The 24,801-nt window shown below is 40.5% G+C and carries 26 protein-coding genes; 9 read left to right on the plus strand and 17 right to left on the minus strand.

The window, feature by feature from the left end; all coding sequences use genetic code 11:
- Positions 1–89: 89 nt before the first annotated feature.
- The 10 genes from BLP87_RS07680 to gap all read right to left on the minus strand — a co-directional run bounded on the left by BLP87_RS07680 (position 90) and on the right by gap (position 11,119).
- Entirely contained in the window at positions 90–527 is a 438-nt protein-coding gene (locus BLP87_RS07680; protein WP_074462176.1) for a PH domain-containing protein, read from the minus strand.
- Between the two features lie 116 nt (positions 528–643).
- Positions 644–2,413, minus strand: a complete 1,770-nt coding sequence (locus BLP87_RS07685; RefSeq protein ID WP_074462177.1) for a 1-deoxy-D-xylulose-5-phosphate synthase — start codon at positions 2,411–2,413, stop codon at positions 644–646.
- A gap of 217 nt (positions 2,414–2,630) precedes the next feature.
- Entirely contained in the window at positions 2,631–3,668 is a 1,038-nt protein-coding gene (locus BLP87_RS07690) for an ATP-binding protein (protein WP_074462178.1), read from the minus strand.
- 182 nt (positions 3,669–3,850) lie between these two features.
- Positions 3,851–4,006: a hypothetical protein gene (locus BLP87_RS16025; RefSeq protein ID WP_176756618.1), complete on the minus strand. Its 156-nt coding sequence runs from the start codon at positions 4,004–4,006 to the stop codon at positions 3,851–3,853.
- Positions 4,003–4,227 (minus strand): hypothetical protein, encoded by a 225-nt coding sequence (locus tag BLP87_RS07695; RefSeq protein ID WP_143002109.1) that lies wholly within the window; start codon positions 4,225–4,227, stop codon positions 4,003–4,005. Before BLP87_RS07695 ends, BLP87_RS16025 begins: the two co-directional genes overlap by 4 nt.
- Positions 4,228–4,341: 114 nt before the next feature.
- A complete protein-coding gene (locus tag BLP87_RS07700) occupies positions 4,342–5,631 on the minus strand; it encodes a nitrogenase component 1 (protein ID WP_074462180.1) in 1,290 nt (429 codons plus the stop codon).
- Complete coding sequence (locus tag BLP87_RS07705; RefSeq protein WP_074462212.1) at positions 5,631–7,085, minus strand: nitrogenase component 1; 1,455 nt, start codon at positions 7,083–7,085, stop codon at positions 5,631–5,633. Before BLP87_RS07705 ends, BLP87_RS07700 begins: the two co-directional genes overlap by 1 nt.
- Before the next feature lie 701 nt (positions 7,086–7,786).
- The gene (tpiA, locus tag BLP87_RS07710; protein ID WP_026514949.1) at positions 7,787–8,533 is read right to left on the minus strand and encodes a triose-phosphate isomerase; all 747 of its coding nucleotides are present in this window, start codon (positions 8,531–8,533) and stop codon (positions 7,787–7,789) included.
- A gap of 127 nt (positions 8,534–8,660) precedes the next feature.
- The gene (locus tag BLP87_RS07715) at positions 8,661–9,896 is read right to left on the minus strand and encodes a phosphoglycerate kinase (RefSeq protein ID WP_074462181.1); all 1,236 of its coding nucleotides are present in this window, start codon (positions 9,894–9,896) and stop codon (positions 8,661–8,663) included.
- 197 nt (positions 9,897–10,093) lie between these two features.
- Complete coding sequence (gene gap, locus BLP87_RS07720) at positions 10,094–11,119, minus strand: type I glyceraldehyde-3-phosphate dehydrogenase (RefSeq protein ID WP_026514951.1); 1,026 nt, start codon at positions 11,117–11,119, stop codon at positions 10,094–10,096.
- A 377-nt stretch (positions 11,120–11,496) separates the two neighbouring features.
- Here gap and BLP87_RS07725 point away from each other — a divergent pair, with 377 nt between their 5' ends.
- From BLP87_RS07725 to BLP87_RS07765, 9 genes are all read left to right on the plus strand, one after another.
- Positions 11,497–12,315 (plus strand): histidinol-phosphatase HisJ family protein, encoded by an 819-nt coding sequence (locus BLP87_RS07725; RefSeq protein WP_074462182.1) that lies wholly within the window; start codon positions 11,497–11,499, stop codon positions 12,313–12,315.
- Between the two features lie 210 nt (positions 12,316–12,525).
- Positions 12,526–13,266 carry a GGDEF domain-containing protein gene (locus tag BLP87_RS07730; protein WP_074462183.1) on the plus strand — a complete coding sequence of 247 codons (741 nt, stop codon included), beginning with the start codon at positions 12,526–12,528 and terminating at the stop codon, positions 13,264–13,266.
- Positions 13,263–14,255, plus strand: coding sequence for a transglutaminase-like domain-containing protein (locus BLP87_RS07735; RefSeq protein ID WP_143002110.1), 993 nt, complete (start codon positions 13,263–13,265; stop codon positions 14,253–14,255). Before BLP87_RS07730 ends, BLP87_RS07735 begins: the two co-directional genes overlap by 4 nt.
- A gap of 56 nt (positions 14,256–14,311) precedes the next feature.
- A complete protein-coding gene (locus BLP87_RS07740) occupies positions 14,312–15,367 on the plus strand; it encodes a type II secretion system F family protein (protein WP_074462184.1) in 1,056 nt (351 codons plus the stop codon).
- Positions 15,368–15,374: 7 nt separating this feature from the next.
- Positions 15,375–15,716, plus strand: coding sequence for a hypothetical protein (locus BLP87_RS07745; RefSeq protein ID WP_074462185.1), 342 nt, complete (start codon positions 15,375–15,377; stop codon positions 15,714–15,716).
- A 10-nt stretch (positions 15,717–15,726) separates the two neighbouring features.
- The gene (locus BLP87_RS07750) at positions 15,727–16,221 is read left to right on the plus strand and encodes a DUF4860 domain-containing protein (protein WP_074462186.1); all 495 of its coding nucleotides are present in this window, start codon (positions 15,727–15,729) and stop codon (positions 16,219–16,221) included.
- 3 nt (positions 16,222–16,224) lie between these two features.
- On the plus strand, positions 16,225–16,755 hold the full coding sequence (locus BLP87_RS07755) for a hypothetical protein (protein WP_074462187.1): 531 nt from the start codon (positions 16,225–16,227) through the stop codon (positions 16,753–16,755).
- Positions 16,752–17,156: a hypothetical protein gene (locus BLP87_RS07760; protein ID WP_074462188.1), complete on the plus strand. Its 405-nt coding sequence runs from the start codon at positions 16,752–16,754 to the stop codon at positions 17,154–17,156. Before BLP87_RS07755 ends, BLP87_RS07760 begins: the two co-directional genes overlap by 4 nt.
- A 184-nt stretch (positions 17,157–17,340) precedes the next feature.
- On the plus strand, positions 17,341–17,703 hold the full coding sequence (locus BLP87_RS07765; RefSeq protein WP_022764589.1) for a response regulator: 363 nt from the start codon (positions 17,341–17,343) through the stop codon (positions 17,701–17,703).
- A gap of 181 nt (positions 17,704–17,884) precedes the next feature.
- Here the strand turns inward: BLP87_RS07765 and BLP87_RS16030 are convergent, their stop codons facing one another.
- From BLP87_RS16030 to BLP87_RS07795, 7 genes are all read right to left on the minus strand, one after another.
- Positions 17,885–18,046 carry a hypothetical protein gene (locus BLP87_RS16030; RefSeq protein ID WP_176756619.1) on the minus strand — a complete coding sequence of 54 codons (162 nt, stop codon included), beginning with the start codon at positions 18,044–18,046 and terminating at the stop codon, positions 17,885–17,887.
- 87 nt (positions 18,047–18,133) lie between these two features.
- The gene (locus BLP87_RS07770) at positions 18,134–19,357 is read right to left on the minus strand and encodes a M56 family metallopeptidase (RefSeq protein WP_074462189.1); all 1,224 of its coding nucleotides are present in this window, start codon (positions 19,355–19,357) and stop codon (positions 18,134–18,136) included.
- 3 nt (positions 19,358–19,360) lie between these two features.
- Positions 19,361–19,723, minus strand: a complete 363-nt coding sequence (locus BLP87_RS07775; RefSeq protein ID WP_026654150.1) for a BlaI/MecI/CopY family transcriptional regulator — start codon at positions 19,721–19,723, stop codon at positions 19,361–19,363.
- Between the two features lie 149 nt (positions 19,724–19,872).
- Positions 19,873–21,450, minus strand: coding sequence for a M56 family metallopeptidase (locus BLP87_RS07780; RefSeq protein ID WP_074462190.1), 1,578 nt, complete (start codon positions 21,448–21,450; stop codon positions 19,873–19,875).
- A 133-nt stretch (positions 21,451–21,583) separates the two neighbouring features.
- Positions 21,584–23,467, minus strand: coding sequence for a DNA helicase RecQ (gene recQ, locus BLP87_RS07785; RefSeq protein WP_074462191.1), 1,884 nt, complete (start codon positions 23,465–23,467; stop codon positions 21,584–21,586).
- Positions 23,468–23,548: 81 nt separating this feature from the next.
- Positions 23,549–24,505 carry a hypothetical protein gene (locus tag BLP87_RS07790; protein ID WP_074462192.1) on the minus strand — a complete coding sequence of 319 codons (957 nt, stop codon included), beginning with the start codon at positions 24,503–24,505 and terminating at the stop codon, positions 23,549–23,551.
- 11 nt (positions 24,506–24,516) lie between these two features.
- Positions 24,517–24,786 (minus strand): helix-turn-helix domain-containing protein, encoded by a 270-nt coding sequence (locus BLP87_RS07795; RefSeq protein WP_074462193.1) that lies wholly within the window; start codon positions 24,784–24,786, stop codon positions 24,517–24,519.
- Positions 24,787–24,801: the final 15 nt, after the last annotated feature.

The following is a 24,801-nucleotide window of genomic DNA, read 5'->3' on the forward strand; positions in this document are numbered from 1 at the left end:
CTCGTATAGGTATATTATTAACTAAAAAACGTTTCTATTTATAATTTAGCACATATTTTTTAAACGTGATAGTTTGATCCTTATATTACTTATTGATTATCCTCCAAATCATCCATGTCATCGGAATCAAAACCTATATTCTGCATGCTTACGGTCTTGCGACGGATCCTTGCGGCCTCGGAAGCGTGAAGAAGGAAATCCTTAATCTCGCGGCCGTGCTTGATATTCTTCATAACAATTGTCTTATCCGTAACATCGGAAGTAAAGCATGTGATCGTTGACAGCCCAAATAATCTCTGCATGAGCGTTCTTGTTATCTCAACATCAGATACTTTGTACATATAACAGTCGTTTTCGCGCACTGTCAAAAAACCTTTGATGATCGTAAGGTCATTGTCTCTGAGTTCATATTTTGTAAAAGTCCACGGAAGCCCAAAGAGCAAAAGTCTTTGCGTCTCTTTGTAACGAATTTCTCCTTTGGTGCTCATAGACTCTTTATACTGTTCCGGATTTAAGATTTTTGCCATATTCTCTCTCCTTGAATAAATGAAATGTTACCATTTCAATTTACGCTTTTTTTCATTGGAGGTCAAATAGACTCCTCCGAACAAAGAGTTGCTTTGCAACTCTTTGCACACCTGCCTCAGATTTTCATGATACTTGTAACATCCTCAAGTATGCACTCGGGAGTAATTCTGCTCTCCAAAAGCGCATCTTTGGCGCTCATTCCGTCATAGAACTTCTTGATAAAGCCGTAGTTAAGAACTTTTACATCTTTACCGCCAAGATATGACGCAATCTTCTGACCGAAACCACCTTCAAGAATACCGTCCTCAAGCGTAACGATCACATCATGATCTGCACAGAGTTTATCTAACAGTTCTCTGTCGATGCCTGATGCAAATCTCGGATTGATGAGTGTAGCTTTTTTACCTGTCTTTTCCTCTATAAGCTTAGCTGTCTGAACACCTATATTGAAGAAATCACCAAGAGCAAGGATTGCTGTTTTCTCACCTTCTTCGCAAACCTGGTACTTGTCTGTCTTATCATAATTACTGTCCACAGGATAGATCATGCTGTTAACTCCGTCGCAGGGAACAGCGATTATAGTCGGATGGTCGCTTTGCTCAATGCTGTACTCAAGCATTGCAAGGAACTCCTCTTTGCTTGTGGGTGAAAGATACGTAACGCCGGGAATGTTAGTGAACATGCCCATCGCTGAAATTCCGATATGTGTTGCATCGCCCATTCCATAAATGGATGTCGAGAAAAGAACTGTTGTAACGGCGTTTCCGTTAAGGCTGACATCCTGAGTCATCTGATCGTAGACTCTCTGTGCAAATGTAGCGTTGGTCACAAATACAGGTTTTCCGCCATTCTTTGCAATACCTGAACACATAGCAACTGCCTGCTCTTCGGCAATTCCTACATCGACGTAGTTTTTACCCATCTTGTTTCTCACATCCTGCTCGAGTCCGACAGCACCCGGAACAGCCGCAGTCATGCAGACAACGCTTTTATCCTTCTCAATCTTATCAAGCATATATTTTCCGAATATATCCTGATATGATTCACCGTTTCCGAAACTTACGCGTTCTCCCGTCTCTCTGTTAAAAGGCATGGAATAATGCCACTCTTCCTTGTTCTTCTCGGCAAGAGCATATCCCTTTCCCTTCTGCGTATGAACATGAAGGACAATAGGATGATCGATATCTTTAACTTCGTTTAATGCCTTGATGAGCGTCTCGATGTCATTGCCCTCTTCAACATATTTGTAATCAAGCCCCATTGCCTTGAAGAGATTTACTTCACATGTTCCGCCGCTCTTTCGAAGCTGTTCAAGATTCTTGTAAAGTCCGCCGTGATTCTCGGCGATAGACTGTTCATTGTCATTTACAACGATGATAAGGTTAGTGTCCATCTCACCTGCAAAGTCGATACCTTCAAGTGCTTCGCCACCGCTAAGTGAGCCGTCACCGATTATCGCAACGACATTTCCTTTTTTACCCGAAATATCTCTTCCCTTGGCAAGGCCTGTCGCAAGGCTCACTGAAGTAGATGTATGACCGATATAGAACATATCATGCTCTGACTCTCTGGGATTGGTAAATCCGCACACATCTCCAAAATGCGCATCATCTGTATATGCGATAGATCTTCCGGTCAACATCTTGTGCGTATAGGTCTGGTGTGCAACGTCAAAAACAAACTGATCCTTAGGCGAATCAAAGACATAGTGAAGCGCGATAGTAAGTTCCACCGCTCCGAAGTTCGGTCCGAAATGCCCTCCGATCTTGGTTGTTCTGTTAAAAAGAGCTTCTCTTACCTCGGCTGCAAGCTCTTTAAGTTCATCCTGCGAAAGCTTTTTTACATCCTCAGGTCCTCTTATATTGCTAAGTAACTTATAATCCATAATGTATCCTTTCCGATTGCTTATTTAACAACAATCTCGTGCTTTGACACTTTGTTCATGATAAACCTGTACTGATATCACGAAACGTTATACCGAATTATATTGCACAAAGCGCCATATATTCATAGTGTTCAGCGCAATTCTGCAATATTATAAGACCTGATCCAAATACTTTCTAACTATTTTTTGTCTTTTATGCTATCAAATTTTGTCCCATCTATTCCAAGTGAAGTTTTATAAAATCCTCAAATCTTGGAAGAATCAAAAACAATGATCCATATTGGCTTGCATTGACTATTCCTTTACGTTTTAGTCTATCCCGGTATACAGAAAACTTTGAAGTAGACATTCCCAATGCTTCTCTTATCAAAGTAACATCTGTTTTATGCGACGTAGCCATTTCTCCCAATACTAATTTATCTGTTTCTGATAACTCGCTCCAAATCTTGTTGTACACATATTCATCAAGATATTGGTCATATTCAGGAAGAATGTCCTCCAGACTTTTATCTTTATTATTCCACATGAGATATCCTAAAAGCTGAAATGCATAAGAATATCCTTTGGTCAACTTGGCCATTTCTTCTGCTTTCTCTTGTTCACAGGAAAAGACCTGCTTGTACTTAGCTATCATTGCTGTATAATTCAAAGGTTCCAAAACAACCTTTGGCGCTCTGTACAAAAAAGTCAGAGACTTTTCGTTTTGCAAATTATAGATATTCTCGTAAAGCCCTGTCATAAGCAAGTATACCGGATATTCCTTTCTCAGCAGGATCTGGAATGCTGCTGAGAATACTCTGATATTATCGTTTTTTGTCACTTCATCTATGGTTATAAGGATTTTTTTCCCGGATTTCTTAACATGCTCCAGCATCTTGTCAATAGCTATTTCAATATCATTAACCGGAGCGGAATTTTCCAAAGTAACACCTAGCCCCAATGCAGAAAAGTCCAACTTCGCCTTCAAAAACAAGGCATGCAGATCAGGTATTGAATATAACGAAGCTGCAAGCTTATCAAGCATATCCCTTTCCGGATTCAGTTCCACAGATATCCATTGTTTGTCCTGCGTGAGCATAGAGGCTATGGTTGTCATCATAACAGTCTTCCCTGCACCTCTTACTCCTGTTATCATATAGACCTGGCTTGAAGGATTTTCACCCTTAAAATCGTCTAAGATCTGATTTGTCTGAGTAATTCTTGAAATAAATTCAGATGGTTTTTTCCCAAAAGATAATGTGAAAGGATTCCCCATTTTTATACCTCTTTATATATGATGATGTCTTTTATATCTATGCTTATAATTTATATCTTTTTATATCTTTAGTCAATTCCGGTACAGCTCGAGATAATTACGTCCTAAGCCACTATACCTTCTCTTCTTTTACCATCCGAAATATGTCAATCAAGCGTCTTGTTTTTACATATGCTTATGCTTTATCTTTTTTCCTTGTTTTTCCATAGTTCATATAATAATGAAGCTACAATTATTCCTATCGCTCCTATATTTCCTACGATTTTGTTATCCATATGATTTGAGATAATGATTACTACAGAAAGTAAAAGTACAACAGACACGTATATTGATTTCATTTTCTCTCCCTCCACTCTTTCATATCTTCAATGTTTCTGCCTTGACATATTCTTACAAAACTTGAAATTAGAATTATTACACCCGGAAATAACAAGCTAAATAATACTCCCTCAAATACTTTAATTGGTGAATCCATAATTCCAAAGATATAAAAAACAAACAAAATACTCAAACACACTATCAATGAGCAAACACCAACAATAATCATCCTTATTTTCACCACGACGCTTCCTCCTTATTTCATCATATGCTCCGGTTACATTATCACATAATCCGAACCCCAAAGCAAAAACCGCTCCGCTACCGACACCACGGTAACAGAACGGTTTTTTGATTAGTTGTTGTCATAAATATCTTCCGTAAATGTAAGGCTTCCTCTGTAACCCGCATAGGTTCTGTTAAAAATGAGCCTTTCATTTATGGGGAATGCACCGAGGATGAACTGAATCTCTTTTTCAAGCGCAATTTCTCTCTCGTTGCTGCTTCCTACAAGAAGCGTTATCTCTTTTTCCTCCTCACGGATTGCCTTGTTGATCTCGTACTGATCCGTCAGGAAAAGAACTTTCGGAGGCTTTGCATATTCAAGGTCCCGAATTTCTTTTTCTATCCTGTCCTTGTCCTCCTGTCTGAAGATTGGCTCGGATACTATCACCAGAACAGGTGTGAAGCTATAATCATTCGCAAGATATCTTGTGTATCCGACAGCACTGTTTGCATCTGCAACAACAGCAAATCTTTTCCAGCTCACAACACCGATTGACTGTCCCAGATAGCTGTAGACGTAGTCCTCTTCCGCCTCGATCACATCCTCTACAAGTTTTTCATCAAGATTAAGTGCTTTCTGCACTGCTCTGATAAAATTAGTGGTATCTGTCGCGCCGACAAAGAGTCCCGGAATCCTGATACTTGGAACGCCGAATTTCTCCTCATACTTCTTGGCAGGCCCGTTGAAGAGCCACGGATTTACAATGATATTGAGCGCCGCACCGGAGCTCTTTTTAATATCTTCAATTCCCTGATGTTTGGTAAAAAAGGTATTGACCTTAAGTCCGAGCTTCGAAAGAATCCTATCGATCTCTTCAAGCGTGCCGCTCCAGAACGGATCGTGGTAAGGCACAATTCCAAAGATATTCACAAGCTTATCGTCCTTTGGAACATCTTTTTCAATAACCTTGTCTATAAACGTATTCCAGATCACCTCATACCCGAGGTTACTGTCGCCTGCAAATCCGGGCGTATCAATCGCATAGACTTCATGCCCTTCTTCCCTGAATTTACTTGTGACGCTCTCGATATCATCTCCGATAATACCTGCGGTACATCCCGTCAGAACAAAAAAAGCGTCGGCATCCATTATGTCAATCGAGCCCTGTATTGTTGTTCTTAATTTATTAACTCCGCCGAATACAACTTCTTTTTCAAGCATGTTACTTGACGGGATCGACACTCCGCTCACAAAGCATGAATGTTTATGTCCCGACTGTCCCTGATCTGCTGCCGTTGTCTGCATACAGCATCCGGGACCTGAATGTAATATCGGGCAGACTCTGTTTATCGCACCAAGAACGGCGTTGATTCCCGCAAGAACGCATCCGCCCTTAGGATTTTCCATAATATGTGACATTAATCTTCTCCCCCTAAAATATATTTGAACGCATTTTCTTTGTACCATGAATCCTTGTAAGGGAGTTTTACATGCTTTGCAAGTTTCCTGTTAAATCCCGGATTTTCAAGCTGATCCGCAATCTTGTTTCCAAGAAAAAAAAGTCCGTCATATCCCATCGTAGGTCTTTTTCCGTCAAGAACGTGTGTTGTCGGAATTCCAAGCTTGGCCGCCCATTCGGGAACTCCTATAAATGCATCGGGTTTAAGTTTGTTCAAAAGATTAACCTGCTCAAACGGCTGCATGTTGGCAATATCAACCACAAAATTCTTGTGAATATCGTTAAGGTACTCTATGTCAACCTGCGCATCGGCGTCATAGGTCGGTGTTTCAAGTCCAACAAGTTCCATGCCAAAATCATCTATAAGAGCTGCTGCCGCAAAAGACCTTCCTGTTCCTCCGCATATGAATACTCTTTTTCCCTTAAGTCTTTCCCTAAGTTCCGCCACAAGCGGTTCAATTCTCTTATGTTCGGAAGCGATGATCCGCTCAACTTCCTCTTCCTTGCCGATAACCTTAGCGATGCCTCTGTACCACTTATCGGTATTTCTTATTCCGATAGGCATTACGGTGTGTGAATAAGGTATCTCGTAGTCTTCCCAGAGAGTCTTCATAAACTCATCCGCAAATACTTTACAGATAGATGTCGAAGCCTCCGCTGCAGGGATTCTTTTTATCTTTTCAAGAGAGCTGTAAAAAGGAATATAGTTGACCTTTGCACCCAAAAGATTTATCATTCGCTCCATTTCTTTCTGATCGGCGAAACTGACTGTCGTAGGAGCAAAAAGATTTATGAGTCCTTTTTCTTTTTCAACTTTCTCTTTTTTCAAAATATATTTATTGATCGAAATAAATGCCGCATCAAACCCGGACGCACAAACTTTAGATTTGAAGCCTTCGCAGTGTATCGGAACCATTATAGTGTCAGGATAATCAGTCTGAAGATCCTGTGCTATCGCGTCAATATCGTCTCCAATGATACCTGATGCGCAGGAAGCATATATAAACGCAAGCTTCGGATTGTATCTCTCGACTGCTTTCTGAACAGCCTCTCTAAGCTTCTGCTCACCGCCAAATACTACACTCTTCTGATCTATATTTGTAACAATAAGTCTGGGATTTTTGACAACCTTGATTCCTCTGTGAATCTGTCCGACACGGTACATATCTACCGCCATGATCGCACATCCGACACACCCCTGCGGAGAATGTGAGATAAAGACAGAATCCTCCAAAGACATAAGCGCCGCCATACTGTTTATCTGCTGACACTGCAGTCCCTGTGCAAAGCTCCTGTCTGCCCTTTTAAGACATCCCTTTTTGTAGTTTTCCGCAACTTCTTTTCCGGTTGTACCAAGATCGTTTATTCTTCCCGGGATGCTCTCCCTGACTCCCGAATACTGTATGTTTGGCATTTCTTCACCTCTCCCGAAAGATGCCGACATTTTATAGAAAAACCGGAGGTATATCATAACACCTCCGGCTTTCCGGTCAGCATCGCATTTCTGTGATGCTCAAATCTTATCATAGTATGTCTTTCGTGAGAATTTGAGAAAACTTATCAGTGCCAATCAGCTGAGGTTATCGCTTAGTGTGATGTCTCGCCGACTTTTGATCAATATTCGCTGTAATCTTCTGCTCAATCTAAGATGGATTTTCTTGCTACATTGACTAAATCTTTAATTTTACCCTCTCTTAGGCACTTTTTCCTGTAATCTTACGTTTAATCCAAGGCGGGTTTTCTTGCTACGTTGACTAAATCTTTGCTTTTACCCTCTCTTAGGCACTTTTCCCTGTAATCTTCCGCTGAATCTAAGGCAATTTTTCTTGACGCGTTGACTAAATTATTATGTTTCTTCTCCCTTAGTCACTTTTCCCTGTAATCTTCTGCTCAATCCAAGGCAATTTTTCTTGACGCGTTGACTAAAGCATTGCTTTCCCTATCTCTTAGTCAATTTTCCTGAAATTTGAAGAAATTTCTTTAAAGTAAAAAGCGACGCAAAAGATGAAATCATCTTTTGCGTCGCCTATAAATTTTACAATAATGGCAGTTTATTCCGTAAAATTGGATGTTCTGCTCTCGCACCAAAGGTGCTCGCCGGAACAAAGTAGTACATTATGCATTAACAATCTTTCCGAAGTCAGCCTTAAGGCTTGCTCCGCCGATAAGTCCGCCGTCAATGTTGGGCTTTGAAAGAAGCTCTGCAGCATTTCCTGCATTCATAGATCCGCCGTACTGGATGCGAACCTCATCAGCTGTTGCCTGATCGTAAAGCTTAGCGATAAGCTCACGGATAAGCTTACATACTTCCTCAGCCTGATCTGCTGTAGCTGTCTCGCCTGTTCCGATTGCCCAGATAGGCTCGTAAGCGATAACAAGCTTCTTAACCTGATCAGCTGTTACGCCGTCAAGATCCCATGTGATCTGTCTCTCGATCCACTCTTTGTAAGTATCAGCCTTACGAAGTGCAAGAGACTCACCGCAGCAAAGGATAGGTGTAAGACCTGAAGCAAATGCTTTCTTTACTTTCTGGTTGATAAGGATATCGTTCTCTCCGAAGATATCTCTTCTCTCTGAATGTCCGATGATGATGTACTCTACACCGGCATCCTTGAGCATAGGAGCTGAAATCTCTCCTGTGAATGCTCCGCTGTCTACAATGTAGAAGTTCTCTGCACCTACGTGTACGTTTGTGCCCTTAACAGCGTTAACTACGGGTACAATATCGATTGCAGGTACGCAGTAAACTACGTCTACATCATCATTCTTTACAAGATCCTTGAGCTCTTCACAAAGAGCTACTGCCTCACTGGGAGTCTTGTTCATCTTCCAGTTTCCGGCGATTATTCTTCTACGTGCCATGTTTTCCACCTCTATTTTTTTGTAATATTTACTTCTTGATTTTCACAAGGAAGTTCTGCTCTCGCACCTATCGGTGCTCGCCAGAACTAAGTTCGAACTACCGACTCGAAAAAACCTCGTCGGAGTCTCACTTATCATCAGCTGCTACAACTCCGGGAAGTGCTTTACCCTCGAGGAACTCAAGTGATGCACCGCCACCTGTTGAGATGTGGCTCATCTTGTCAGCAAATCCAAGCTGGTTAACAGCTGCTGCACTGTCACCACCACCGATGATTGTTGTAGCTGTTGTCTCTGCAAGAGCCTTAGCTACTGCCTTTGTTCCCTCTGCAAGAACAGGGTTCTCGAATACACCCATAGGTCCGTTCCAAACAACTGTCTTAGCTGACTTAACAGCATCTGCAAAGAGGTCACGTGTCTTAAGACCGATATCAAGACCTTCCTTGTCTGCAGGAATCTGATTTGAAGGAACGATCTCTGTCTCGATGCTGGGGTTATCGATAGGATCAGGGAATCCTGCTGATACTACAGTATCGATGGGAAGAAGAAGCTGCTTGCCGTTAGCCTTAGCCTTCTCAAGCATTTCCTTACAGTAATCAAGCTTTGTATCGTCTACAAGAGACTTACCAACCTCATAGCCCTGAGCCTTGAGGAATGTGAATGCCATACCACCACCGATGATAAGTGTATCGCACTTCTCGATGAGGTTATTGATAACGTTGAGCTTATCAGCAACCTTAGCGCCACCAAGGATAGCTACAAAAGGTCTTACAGGATTCTCAACTGCATTTCCGAGGAAATCGATTTCCTTCTGCATGAGGTATCCAACTGCGTTGTTTCCGCCCTTCTCTGTGATGAACTTTGTAACACCTGCTACAGAAGCGTGTGCTCTGTGAGCTGATCCGAAAGCATCGCATACATAGTCATCAGCAAGCTCTGCGAGCTCTTTTGCAAAAGCATCGCCTGCCTCTTCGGGCTTTGTCTCTTCCTTGCCTCTGAAACGAGTATTCTGAAGAAGAACAACATCTCCCTCATTCATAGCTGCTACTGCTGCTGTTGCATCAGCGCCTGTTACGTTGTAATCAGAAATGAACTTAACCTCTTTGCCGAGCTTCTCAGAAAGTCTCTTTGCAACAGGTGCAAGTGACTCACCCTCGTTAGGGCCGTTCTTTACTTTACCAAGATGTGAGCAAAGAATAACCTTGCCGCCATCCTTAATAAGCTTGTTGATTGTAGGAAGAGCAGCTACTACTCTTGTCTCGTCTGTGATCTCACCATTCTTAAGAGGAACGTTGAAGTCGCAACGAACGAGTACGCGTCTTCCCTTTACGTTGATATCGTCTACTGATTTCTTATTAAGACTCATTATTATTCTCCTTTGTAATGAAAAATTATGATAAAGAGTCACTTGTGACTCTTTCGCGCACGAGCGGATTGCGTAAGCAATAATTTCATTTCCGCGAGTTGCGCATCCATAACATACCCTTTATTTTTAAATATGCAAGCATATTTAAAAATAAAGGGCCTGGTCCAAACGGACCGGACCCTTTTAGTTAATCCAAATTACTTAACAAACTTTTCAAAATATTTGATTGTACGAACCATCTGTGATGTGTATGAGTTCTCGTTGTCATACCATGAAACAACCTGAACTTCATAGAGATCATCACCGATCTTGTTAACCATTGTCTGTGTTGCATCGAAGAGTGAACCATATGTCATTCCAACGATATCTGATGATACGATCTCATCCTCGTTGTATCCGAATGTCTCAGGATCAGAAGCCTTCTTCATAGCCTCGTTGATAGCTTCCTTAGTTACCTCTGTGCTTGACTTAACAACTGCGAAAAGAAGAGTTGTTGAACCTGTAGGAACAGGAACTCTCTGAGCAGCTCCGATGAGCTTTCCGTTAAGTTCAGGGATAACAAGGCCGATAGCCTTAGCAGCACCTGTTGAGTTAGGAACGATGTTAACAGCGCCTGCACGTGCTCTTCTAAGGTCACCCTTTCTCTGAGGTCCGTCAAGGATCATCTGATCACCTGTGTAAGCATGGATTGTTGCCATGATACCAGACTGGATAGGTGCGAAATCGTTAAGAGCCTTAGCCATAGGTGCAAGGCAGTTTGTTGTACATGATGCAGCTGAGATGATGTTATCCTCTGCTGTAAGTGTCTCGTGGTTAACATTGTATACGATAGTAGGAAGATCATTTCCTGCAGGAGCAGAAATAACAACCTTCTTAGCACCGGCATCGATATGAGCCTGTGCCTTAGCCTTAGATGTGTAGAAACCTGTACACTCAAGAACAACGTCTACACCAATCTTGCCCCAAGGAAGGTTCTTAGCATCTGCCTCTTTGTAGATTGTGATCTCCTTGCCATTAACTGTGATTGAATTCTCGCTGTAAGAAACCTTATCAGCGTACTTGTACTTGCCCTGTGATGAATCATACTTAAGAAGATGAGCAAGCATCTTAGGATCTGTAAGATCGTTGATTGCTACGATCTCTGTTCCCTCATGCTCAAACATCTGTCTGAAAGCAAGACGTCCGATACGACCAAAACCATTGATTGCTACTTTAACTGCCATTTTAAGTTCCTCCTAAAATGAATATAATATTTAATTGCTGCTTAATATCACACTAATTGATAATTTTTTATCAGCAACTCTAATTCTAATAAAAAATGTAGCATAAATCAAGTAAGAATATTATGATATAGATGTCAAAAAGTCAAAAATGCGTACATGCTTGCATGTTAAGCTTTTTGACCTTTTGACTCTAACAAACATAAGGAATTAGCGATTTACACAGCAAATCCGCGGTTTCCGCATGTTTGTAGAATTGCGTGAGTGACTTTTGTCACGGAGCAATTCGTATATCATAATATTCGTTTATTTGCTTATTATTTTACCGATGCCGAAAGTCAAAAATACGTACACACTCACGGGAACAAGGAGAACAGCCCATGACCTTACCTTCAGATTATCATTTACACACCCACAATTCAGGTGACAGCGACGCCCCCATGGAGGCCATGATAGAAAGCGCCATAAACAGAGGGCTCAGCGAAATCTGCTTTACCGATCACATGGACATGGACTACCCGATAACGGAAGATATTCCAAAAGATTATTTTTTACTGGACACCCCGTCTTACAAAAAAGAACTGTACAAATTTAAGGAAATCTACAAGGATAAGATCACGATTAAATTCGGCGTTGAGATTGGCATGCAGGAACATATAGCCTCGCAAAACACCGGCTACGCCCACTCGGAATCTTTTGACTTTGTAATTGCCTCAATGCACCTTGTTGACGGACAGGACCCCTACTATCCTGAATTTTGGGAGGGCCGCGATGTAAAAGAAGTTTTCAGACACTACTTTGAACTCACCCTTGAAAATCTCAGACTTTTTGACAACTACTGCGTTCTGGGACACCTTGACTATCTTGCCCGCTATGCTCCGAAAGGCAACAATCCCTATTCGTACAGCGCTTACTCCGACATCATCGATGCCATTTTGATTCACCTTATAAATAACGATAAAGGACTTGATTTCAACACCAGTCGTCTCTTTAGGAGCGGCGATCCCACAAATCCAAGTCCCGATGTTCTTAAGAGATATAAAGAGCTCGGCGGCAGGATAATCACCTTCGGCTCGGATGCACACAGCCCCGAAGGTATTGCGGGCGCCTTTGAGAAAGCAAGCATAATCGCTAAAAAATGCGGCTTTGACGAATACTGCACTTTCGAAAACCGCGAACCGATATTCCACAAGCTATGACATCTTGAATCATATCCTCACGAAATCCGCATAAAGTGCGGATTTTTGATTATCTGTTCAAAATCATACCTTTATAAGATGAACGAAATATAGTAAAATATCTTTATGACTATGTCAAAGATACGTAAACTTCCGTATTTTACAAAAAATGCGTAAATCCCCGTATTTATGGCAGGTACTGCACACTTTTTGCGAAGCATCGGAGGCGATATGAAGGACGAATTCTATACCAGAGGCAAACAAACCAACGTATATAATTTTATATTCATATACAAGGCTGTTTCTCTTTGCTTACTATGCATTGCTACTGCACTTCTGGCCTTTTATAGTAGGACAGACCTCTTAAAACTTACTTTCTCCGAGAACAAAACTTCGCAAAGGCTCTTGCTATCTGTCTTAATCTTTGTTTTAATGGTATTTATTTCCGTTATTACAGATTTTTATATATTAAAAAAATCTACAAATATAGGTTACAGATTAAACAGACTCGCCTATCTCGACAGGCTCACGGGGCTCCCAAACAGATACAGCTGCGATCTTCTGTTTGAAACGTTTAACGATCCGGAAAGGTTACCGGGTGTAGGTTTTATCGTTATGAAGATAAACAACCTTCCTTCCGTAAACAAGACAACGAGCCATGACAACGGAAATAATCTTATTACCGAATTTTGCTTTATCCTTGAAGATGTTGGCGAAAAGTACGGATATATAGGAAGAAACGGCGGAAACGAATTTATTATCCTTATCGAAAATTGTTCGGACACCGATTGCGATATGTTCCTTTCGGATCTCACAAAAAGAATCCGCGGCTACAACGAAATGGCCGTCGGAACCGCACTTGAGATTGCTTACGCCTGTGTACTTAACTCCTGTGAAAAGAAATCCGTAATGTCCGAACTCATATCTTTTGCCTATAAGAAACTTAAGGATGCACCACAGATACTCTCATGAAAATTATGATCGGAAAATGTTTTATTAAAAATCGTATATTTTTTTCAATCTGTCTTTTAACCTGCTCAGTTTTATTTCTCACATCCTGCGGCTCAAGACAAGGTGTAACGCTCCTTGACAGAGCCGGCCACAAAAAAGATGCGCAGATTGATGAGACTGTAAAGGGAAGTCGTGACAACACACCTCTTTGCCTCGTTCCCACAGCTCCCGGAGTTGACACATATGAAAACGAGTATGCCCATATTGACTTTTCAAATAAGTCGGAGGGCTATATTTTCGTGACTTATAAAGGAAGCTCACCGAAAGTCAAACTTCAGATAACAGGTCCCGACAGCGTCACCTACACTTACGACATTACGAACAATACAAAAACCGGCGAAGTTTTCCCTCTCCAGGCAGGAAACGGAGAATACATGATCAACGTATATGAGAACATCTCGGAAACCAAGTATTCGATGGTATTTACGTTCCCGCTCGATGTCACTCTTTCCAACGGATACAAGCCGTTTTTGTACCCGAATCAGTTCATAAACTTCGCTCCCGACTCTCTCGCTGTCAGAAAAGGTGCGGCACTAGCCTATCCGTGCGATTCCGACATCGAAGTTGTTGCGGAAGTATACAATTTCATGATACAGAACATAACTTACGACTATGAAGAAGCTGAAACTGTGCAGAGCGGCTATCTTCCCGATCTTGACGAGATTCTCATCACACAGAAAGGTATCTGCCTCGACTACGCTTCACTTATGGCGGCAATGCTGCGAAGCCAGAACATCCCCACCAAGATGGAGGTCGGCTACGCAGGAACCGCTTATCACGCATGGCTCAGCACTTATATAAAAGATGTAGGCTGGGTAAACGGAATGATCGAGTTTGACGGAAAAGACTGGTCACTTTTAGATCCCACTTTTGCATCAAATACAGAAGAAAGAAAGCTCGAAAACTTTATCGGAGACGGTTCAAACTACTCTACCAAATACGTTTATTGATATAGGTGAAAAATTTTTTTGACACCCACACCATATTATTTATCTTCGGAGGCACCATGAAAAAATCAGACAAACAAAAAGGTCTCAGCAGCTATGAGATTTCAAGTTTTTGCAGGCAGATGGCTCTTCTTATGAAAGCAGGCATCGCTCCCGCTGACGGAATTGACATTCTGAACGAGGATTCCAAAGACGGCTCTGCAAAAAAAATACTGGGAAGCATAAGCCAGACTCTGCGAAGCGGTGAAAAATTCCACATCGCTCTTGCAATGAGCAACGTTTTCCCCGATTATGTGGTACACATGGTGACGATCGGCGAAACTTCCGGAAATATGGATGTCGTAATGGACTCACTTGCCGACTACTACGAAAGAGAAGACGCCATTCAGGAAAGCGTTAAAAATGCGATCAGCTATCCTTTGATAATGATCTTCATGATGATGGTTATCGTAACAGTGCTCGTCGCCAAAGTTCTTCCCATTTTTGAACAGGTATTTGCGCAGCTCGGAACCGGAATGAGCGGTTTCTCGCAGTCACTCCTGAATCTGGGAAATCTTTTGAACAAGTACTCTCTTGTCCTTGTCATTTTACTTGTGATCATGGCAATACTGTTCCTCTACTTCTCTCTTACTTCAAGCGGAAAAAAGAACTTTAAGAAGTTCATGATCAAATTCGCTCCCACAAGAAGGCTCATGCAAGAACTTGAGAGCGAGCGCTTCGCAAGCGGTATGGTACTGACTCTTTCAAGCGGTATCGATACTTTTGAAGGTCTTTTACTGGTAAAAAAACTTGTCGAAAGCAAAGAAATGAAAGACAAAATTGAGGAATGCAGAAATTTCCTCATTGACGGAGACAGCTTCCCCGAAGCACTTGAAAAATCCTCTATCTTTTCGTCATTTTATGCACAGATGATATCTGTAGGCTTTAAATCAGGTTCTATGGACAAAGCAATGAAGCAGGTCGCGGAAAGATATGAAAGAGACACGGGAAGAAGGATCTACACTCTCATCTCCGTTTTGGAACCCACCCTCGTAATTATCCTTTCAGTTATAGTAGGAATGATTCTAATGTCCGTAATTCTTCCTCTTATGGGAATTATGACAAATATCGGATGAAAAAGATATGACGAACAGATTTGAAGCAAAAAACGGTATATTTTCACATATTACAGATACGGTTTACAGATGGTCTTCAATCGTGATACTCATCGCAATATGCATACTTTTTTATATTGCGATCGATGCATCGGGAAGAAGTACGATTGAAAAGCAACAGACTTCGCTTGAAAATGCCATCAACAGGGATATCGTGCAGTGCTATTCGATTGAAGGCAGGTACCCGCCAAGCCTTACATACATCGAAGAACACTACGGGCTTGTGTACGATGCGTCAACATTTTTTGTCGACTATCAGCCCATCGCGTCCAACATTTACCCCGATGTAACGGTTATCAAAGTACGATAGAGGAACTATTATGGATCTTGAAGGAACAAGAAGTCACATCGTAGACATGGTCTTTGTTATCTGTCTGATGTTTCTTTTTATCTTTTCCGCACTCAGCGTAATTACGATAGGCGCGGAAATATATCAAAAAAATGTCACGGCTGTTGATGATAATTATCACAAGCGCACAGCATGTGCATATATAACGGAAAAAGTCAGACAATCCGATGCAAAAGGCGGAATATCCGTCAAAAAGATATTCGATCAGGATGCTCTGGTTCTTCAAAGCGAAGAAAACGGGATTCTTTACAACACCTACATATATGATTATGACGGAAATCTCATGGAGCTCTTTGCGATGGACAAGCTCAAAGACCTCTATCCTCAGACAGGTCAAAAGATATTGGAGATAAGCCGCTTTGATATCAAATGTGTCGGAACTGATACTCTCTCCGTTTACGTTGTCCTGAAAGACGGAACGGAAGAATCATTTTATGTCAAAACAAAAAGTGTCAGTGAGGAATAAACGATGCCAGAAAATAATTCGAGAACAAGCCTGTTCCTGATGGAACTTATAATAGCGGTATTTTTCTTTTCCCTCGCCGCGGCGGTTTCAATAAGACTGTTCGTCGGTGCGCACAAACTCACAGAAAAGTCCACCGCACTCAGCAACGCCACGATCTGGTCACAAAGCCTTTCCGAAGCTTTTTATGAATGTAACGGCGATGTAAATAAGATAGCCGAGCTGTTCCCATCCGCATACATCACTGAGAACGCCATAATCCTCTTTTTTGACAAAGAATGGAATGTACTTGAGGAAGCTCACTCAGACGCCTCATATGAAGCTATTTTGGTCACAGAAAAGGCCGATGCATCTTCCGTCTACTCAGACATCAAGGATTACGGTTCTTCGTATTCGGGAAAAGCAGCTAAAGGTAATGTGGCTGTACTTAATATTAAGGATACCGATGAAGTAATTTCTTCGATTCCGAAAGATCAGAATATAGTAATAATCAGTTATACGGTTGACACGCCGCTCAGCCAAAAGGAGTCCAAGTGAAAAAGAAAGGAAAACACGGCATAAATATCGGAACAGCCTCTATTCTTCTTATCTTTTCCGTTTTGTGCCTTATATCATTTGCAACGCTTACGCTCGTAAATGCCAAAGCAGATTACAATTTAAGCAAAAATCTTTCCGACAGACAGCTTGCATACTACGATGCATGCCACAAAGGAAACGCATTTGCAACTGCTGTAAATTCGGGCTATCGCAAAGGAATTTCAGGTGCTATAATGAAGGAAAGCATACCATTAACCGATAAGCAATCACTTGATATTGCGATAATCGTTAATAGTTCAAAAAAATCCTTCAATTCAGACAATACTTGTAGTATAATTCAGTGGCAGGTCGTTAATCACGACGATACAGAGTATGACTACTCTCTGCCGGTAATGAAATAATGGTAACAGATAACTTTAGCTTTCAACAAAAACGAAATTTTATCAAATTTTTATTTTTTAAATAACGTTTTAACTCGCTTTATCATAATCATGTGTTACAATATATTATGTACCGAATTACTTAATTTTGAAAAAAATTGCTTAAATTTTTTTAGCAACTAAAAATACTTTTTGGAGGTTCAATATGGGAAAAAGAATACTCATTACTGATGACGCCGCTTTCATGCGTATGATGCTTAAGGATATCCTTTCTAAGAATGGATACGAAATTGCGGGTGAAGCTGAGAACGGTAAAGTCGCAATCGAGAAATATAATGAGTTGAAACCCGACCTTGTTACTCTGGATATCACAATGCCTGAGCTTGATGGAATTGGCGCACTTAAGGGAATTAAGGCTGCAGATCCTAACGCTGTATGTATCATGTGTTCCGCAATGGGTCAGCAGGCGATGGTTATCGAATCAATTCAGGCGGGTGCAAAAGACTTCATTGTTAAGCCTTTCCAGGCCGACCGTGTTCTTGAAGCCGTTAAGAAAGCTATCGGTTGATATTCATTCATGTAATGTTAAAGCGAAAAATTAAGGCTGTCACACTTTTTAGTGCGACAGCCTTTTCTTATTTTATAGAAAATTCCTCCGGGTTTCCTATAAAACAAAAATATGACCTTAGAAGACATTTTCTGCATCTAAGGTCATATCCCTTGTTCTTTATTCCCTTTATATAGTACAGTTATTTGCTTTCCATACTTGCAAGAATATCATCTTTCATATCATAGCTGTCACCTGTAATAAAAAATACAAACAGCCAGATCATTAAAATCGCTATAAAAAACAACATATTATGTATGCCTATGCTTTCCCAAAACATCATAATCGAAAATAATGCAGACATACTGACGCTCCTCCCAATTATCCGATGATAAGCGCACTCACGGTAATTGCATTATTTAAAACGCTTATGAATAATCTTTCCCTGAGATTACTTATTAGAATCCACATATTCTCCATCTACGTAACCTTCGCCATCAGAAGTTATAATCTTATACCAGCCGTCAACTTCTTCAATAATCTGAACTTCTTCGTCAGATGCAACATAACCTATGTTCTCGCTGTCTGCATTGGGAGCACTGCGAACCTTCAGCACACCATCAGGTGTTTTAACTATGCCAATCCATCCAGATTCTTCAGGAGCTGAAACATTGGAAGCAGCTTCATCTGCAACATCCGCAACAGCAATAAACTTATCGTCTTGCTCGTTTTTCTGTACCGGTTGCTCTGCCTGTACCTGCTCAGTTTCTGCCACCTGCTGCTCGTTTACCGGTTTCAAACTCTTATTTGTAGCGAAACACACTCCTACACCTGCACACACCATAATAGATGCTATAGTGATCCAAAAAGCGGGTCTCTTATAATTCACAACATTCTTTATTCTATTCTTCACGTCTGTTTCTCCAAATGCTACGGGACAAGCGGCTATCATCTTTCTTGGCATACTGTTTTCAAGCAGTATTTTGCAGTATTCAGCCTTTTCGTCCTTTTCAATGTTTTTAGTTACTTTTTCATCGCAGGCATACTCTATATCCTTACAAAGAAGAATATATGCGATCCAGCACAGCGGATTAAACCAATATACCGACAATATCAAGAAACCAAGCGGTTTCCATAGGTGATCGTACCTACTTAGATGAGCAAATTCATGTTTCAATATATATTCTCTTGCTCCCTCAGGCAGCGATGACGGTATATAAACCTTCGGAGATATTGTTCCAAGAATAAATGAATCCGAAATGTCATCACACTCATAAACCTTTGAATCTATCTTTACCGAAACGCTGACTCTTTTCCTTATAAGCACATATGTTGCAACAGCATAAGTCAGCATTAGTATCACACCTGTAAGCCACACAAGCGCACCTATCCGGAAAAAAATCTGCAACGAATTTACACTGCTACTTATCCCTGAGCTTATCTGCGGATTATTTTCCATTGCAATATTTGCAGGAATCGGCTCTCTTGTAGGAATAAGGCTTAATGCGCTTTCAATCTGTATCGGCACGATCAGCCTGAATGCCACAATTATCCATAACATGCACGTGATCCATTTAGGCATCTTTTTTCCAAGTGCCCTTACCATAATGATTGCAATAATAAGAGCGCTTACAGTGATTGCATTATTTAATACGAACAAAAATACCTGTTCCATAAGCTATTCCCCTTTTATCTCGTCGATCATCTTCTGTATCTCTTCAACATCATCGGCCGAAAGCTTTTTACGTGAAGTAAATGCAGCAATGAATGCAGGAAGTGAACCCTCAAACGTATCCTCAATTATCTTTTCGCTTTGTGCCGCGCCAAATTCCTCTTTGGTGAGAACAGATGATACAACACCGTTTTCATTTTTGAATATGCCACGCTCACACAAGCGCTTCAACATTGTGTAAGTGGTAGACTTTTTCCACTCCAGTTTTTGCTCACACAGCTTTACAAGCTCACCTGAAGGGATAGGCTCATTTTGCCATATAATATCTGCAAACTGTCTTTCTACAGCACCTAACCTCAGTTCTTCCATCATTACCTCCGTAACTTATCTAAATTTATGACCACTCGAATTTTTGTAATTTATAATTTACAACATTATTAATTCTTTTCTTCATGTCTATTACTCCTAATGTCACCGGACAAGCTACAATATACAGCTTTCTTGCCCTTCATAATGTTTTAGTTATTTTTATTTACTTCTGCTTTAATCTGTTCAGCAACTTCATTATTTAATTTTATAATGACTTTTTCATAAGTATCATTATCAACCTGAGGATACTTTTTATATACTTTGTGCACACTAGGCTGGAGTGATGCCAAGTCAATATGCTTCCACTCCTCTTTTGTAGCCTCATCAGCTATATTATCGTTTACATGCAATTCACCATTTTCATCTGTATATATATAGAACCAACTACATTCCGGAATAGGCTTATCATACTCTTTATACTTAACAGTATTAAACACATAAACAATATTTGTTCCTTCATGAGGTCCGGGCTGGTTATATATATTAAACGAATCATATTTTTCGATATGATCTGCCATTGCTTTTGTCCTAAGCTCACTATATTCACTTAAATCTTTGTGCATGCCTTTAAGTGTTTCTATATCACCGCTTGCTTGGGCTTCATAGAACTTATTGATAAAGTCGATGATTTTAGGATCTGTGGTTTCTTTCAGTTCCAGTTTCGGATCGGCTGCTGTCTCGTCCCCTTCATAAAGCCTAGTCCAGACACTTTTTTCACTCTTAGGCGTCTGTTCCTGATTTTCTGCTTGCGCCTGCGCAAGTTTTACTGTTTGCTGCTCACTTGTAGTATTTGTGTTCCTGCTTGTTGCAAAACACACACCCACCACAGCGCACACCATGATAGAAGCCAATGTAATCCAAAAAGCCGGTTTCTTATAATTTACAATATTCTTTATTCTGTCTTTCACGTCTGTTCCTCCAAATGCCACCGGGCAAGCCGATATCATATTTCTTGGCATACTGTTTTCAAGTAGTATTCTGCAATATTCAGCTTTCTCTCCCTTCTCAATGTTTTTAGTTACTTTTTCATCGCATGCATACTCTATATCCTTGCAAAGAAGAATATAAGCTATCCAGCATAGCGGGTTAAACCAATATACCGATAGGATTAAGAAGCCAAGCGGTTTCCATAGGTGATCGTACCTGCTTAAATGAGCAAATTCATGCTTTAATATATACACTCTTGCTTCATCAGACAGCGATGAAGGTATATAAACTTTCGGAGATATTGTCCCAAGAATAAATGAATCTGAAATATCATCACACTCATAAACCCTTGAATCAATCTTCACCGATGCGCTGACTTTTTTCCTTATCAGCATATATGTTGTCGCAGCATAGATCAGCATTACTGCCATGCCCACAAGCCACGCAAGTGCACCTGTATGGAAAAAAATCTGCATCGGATTGATACTTACTGCCTTTTCCGGTGTAAAGCTCTGACTGATAACAGGATTCACAATCTCGTCAACACTGCTTATTCCTGAGCTTATCTGCGGTTTTGTTTCCATAGAAATGTTTGTCGGAATCGGTTTTCCTGAAGGTATCAAACTAAGTACACTTTCAAACTGTATGGGAACAACCAATTTTATCGCGACAGTCATCCATAGCATGCATGCAATCCATTTAGGCATCTTTTTCCCAAAAGCTCTGACTACGATGATCGCAATGATAAGCGCACTTACCGTAATAGCATTGTTTAAAACGCCTATGAATAATTGCTCCATCCATTCCCTCCTCTTCTTGGTCTACTGATTATAAACCTTATAAATGTAGTCTACTATTATTAGACCATATTGTCAATATACTTCTGATACAAAAAAGGATATGAAAAGCTCAAGCCTTTCATATCCCAATAATTTATTTTTTCGTGATAAGCTCCGGAAGCTCTTTACAGCACTCAGAAATCGCTTTCAAAAATCTATCACCGTACTTCTTAAATTTATTCTCTCCGACACCGGAAACTTCCAGCATTTCTTCCTTTGTTGTCGGAACCTTGGCTGACATGTCTATTAATGTTTTATCATTAAAGACAATATACGGAGGCATATTTTCCTCGCGAGCGATTTCAAGCCTTAGCTCCCTGAGTCTTTCAAACAATTTATATCCTGAGGATGTAAGCGAGCTCTTTTCGGCTACTTTTTTGTTTACTTTGCGCGCTTTTTCAGGACGCTTGTCCTCATCTGTTATCTTAACCATAACTGAGGTAGCTGAATCTTTCAGCCTCCTGATATCTCCCATTTTCAAAACCTGATAATCTCCTACAACAAGGTATTTTTCATAAACAAGCTGATCGATGACTCTCATTAACATACTTCTTTTTATCGAATTAAGCACTCCGTACGATTTATAGTTCGTAGCCCCCACTTCTTTCAACCTTGCCGTTTTTGCTCCAAGGACAGTATCTATGATAATTCCTCTGCCATATCTTCCTTTTGCTTCATAAACGCAATTTATTATCTTTTTTGCTGCATCAGTCATATCAAGTGTTTCAAACTCACGATTGCAGTTGCCGCAATCTTCGCAAGGATTTTCGTGGTTCTCTCCAAAATATTTCAAAATATAATTACGAAGACACCCTGTTGTATAGCAATATCTTTCCATAACCTGCAATCTTTGATTATCCCGTTCCTTGATCGTTTCAAGATCTGCCGGATCAATATCTGCCACTTCTTTGTGCTCTAACAGAAATCTGTTTATAACAATATCTTGCGGTGAAAACAAAAGAATACACTTTGAATCAAGCCCATCTCTTCCTGCACGCCCCGCCTCTTGATAGTAATTTTCCATGCTCTGAGGCATATTATAGTGAATGACAAATCTGACATTCGACTTATCAATCCCCATACCAAATGCGTTGGTAGATACAACAATACTTTTGTAATCAAAAACAAAATCATCCTGCATCTGCTTTCTTTCAGAAGCGTTCATCCCTGCGTGGTATTTTGCTGCCGCGATTCCTTTATCTGCCAATATCTCATATAAGCTGTCTACATTCTTTCTTGTGGCACAATAAATTATTCCACTTTCATTCGGATGATTAGCGATATAATCCAAAATGTACTGTTCCTTATTCTTCGGTTTGTCAACTTGAAAATAAAGATTCTCCCTGTCAAATCCACCAATCAGAACATACGGATTACCTAGTCCAAGTGTACACACAATATCTTCTCTGACAGTCTCAGTCGCTGTAGCAGTAAACGCACTAATAACAGGCCTCTTGCCCAAAATTTTCACAAACTCAACAATTTTCATGTAGCTTGGTCTAAAATCCTGCCCCCATTGCGATATACAATGTGCTTCATCAACCGTGATCATTGAAATATTTACAGACTTTGCAAGTTCTATAAACCCTTCCGTCATAAGTCGTTCAGGCGCAACATATAAGATTTTAAATTCACCATTTCCGGTCTTTTTTACCGTTTCAAATAAATCTCTGTCAGAAAGAGAGCTATTAATATATGCAGCCGAAACTCCCGCTTCATTCAAAGAATTAACCTGATCCTGCATCAAAGAGATAAGTGGAGAAACCACTAACGTTATGCCATCCAACATCATTGCAGGTATCTGATAACATAAAGATTTTCCCGCCCCCGTAGGCATAACGGCAAAAACATCTCTTCCATCTAAGATTGCATCAACTATATCTTTCTGCCCCGGTCTGAAAGTGTCGTATCCAAACAGGACTTTCAGTACCTCTTCAGGGGTTTTATATTTTTTATTTATATTCAAATTGTCACTCATACCTTCACCATGTTATTTTTTATTATCATAGAAAAAGCCGGACAGCGCTTGTCTATCCGGCCACATAACATACTAATTAAGCTAATCTAAGATGCCATACTTTTTATAAAGCTTCATCCTCTCTTTACCTGTAGCATTTAACGCTTTGTCAAACTCTATACTACCTGGCACTAAAATCTTAAGGAGTTTTGCAAGCATATCGCCGCCTTCCGAAATTCCTTCTTCCCAGCCTTCCTCGCGGCCTATCTCTCTTTCTGCATCAACCAATTCCTTCCACGCCTTACTAACCATGACTTGCCCTCCTTTCGCATTATCTGTAGAAATTCTGGTACCGGCAAACATATTTATCATCTCGACGGTCTTTACCTTTAATTCATCGCTTCCTGACATTATTATATCATGCAGTTTCTCACTGTCATCTGAAATATGTATTATTTCCATAACCTTGCCAAGTTCTGATGAAAACTTCTTAAAATCCTCTATCTCATCAGGCGTTATTAAATTAAGCCTGTAATCATCAACATATTTGGCAATTCTCGGATCCATATCCCCAAACATATCGAAAAGCGACCTGGGAGCATCCCATTTTTTCTTATCAAAACAAATACAAAGTGTTATAACCGGAAGGATATGATCATCTCTGGAAAAACCGGATATCCTTTCATCTCCTGATAAATCCTTATTATCTTCATGCTGCTTTCTAATGTTCTCAACCTGAGAAGCATAATTAAGTGCATCATATAAATAATCCCTTACCGGCATAGCATAATGAATATTGGTCTGCCCTTCTATTCCCAAAAGAACCATCGTTGCATATTTACTGCGCTTGATATTGCATATTTTTAAAACATCACGCATCTTCTGGCTGGTAAACACTTTATTCATCTTATCAATTACCGCTAATTCCGCAGCATCCTGCTCTTTTAGCTCTCCAGGCTTAATTACCTCTTCCCCGTCAAAAAAATAGTAATTAAATGCATCGGCAAAAACATCATCCTGTGCAAGATATTGTTTAGTCAATATATCTTTCTTCCCCATAATTTAAAACTTCAACACTGTCTCCTCTTCTCATTTGCAACCTTATATGCAATCAGCTTAAGAACATATTCCGGCATAACACGACGTCCAAGTTCCCACTCCTGCATCGTCCTGTACGGAATTTCAAGCCACTCCGAAAATTGCTTTCTGTTCATTCCCGAGAATTCTCTGATTGCCTTAAAAGCATACGCAGTCCTGGTACGCTCTATGCCCTCATCGCTTCTGCCTGCTATCTCAATTTCGACTTCAATACCCTCTATGTTATATTTCTCAGTTCTCATAAATCCTCACAAAAA

This window comes from Butyrivibrio hungatei (assembly GCF_900101605.1).
In the GTDB taxonomy this organism is placed as follows: domain Bacteria; phylum Bacillota; class Clostridia; order Lachnospirales; family Lachnospiraceae; genus Butyrivibrio; species Butyrivibrio hungatei_B.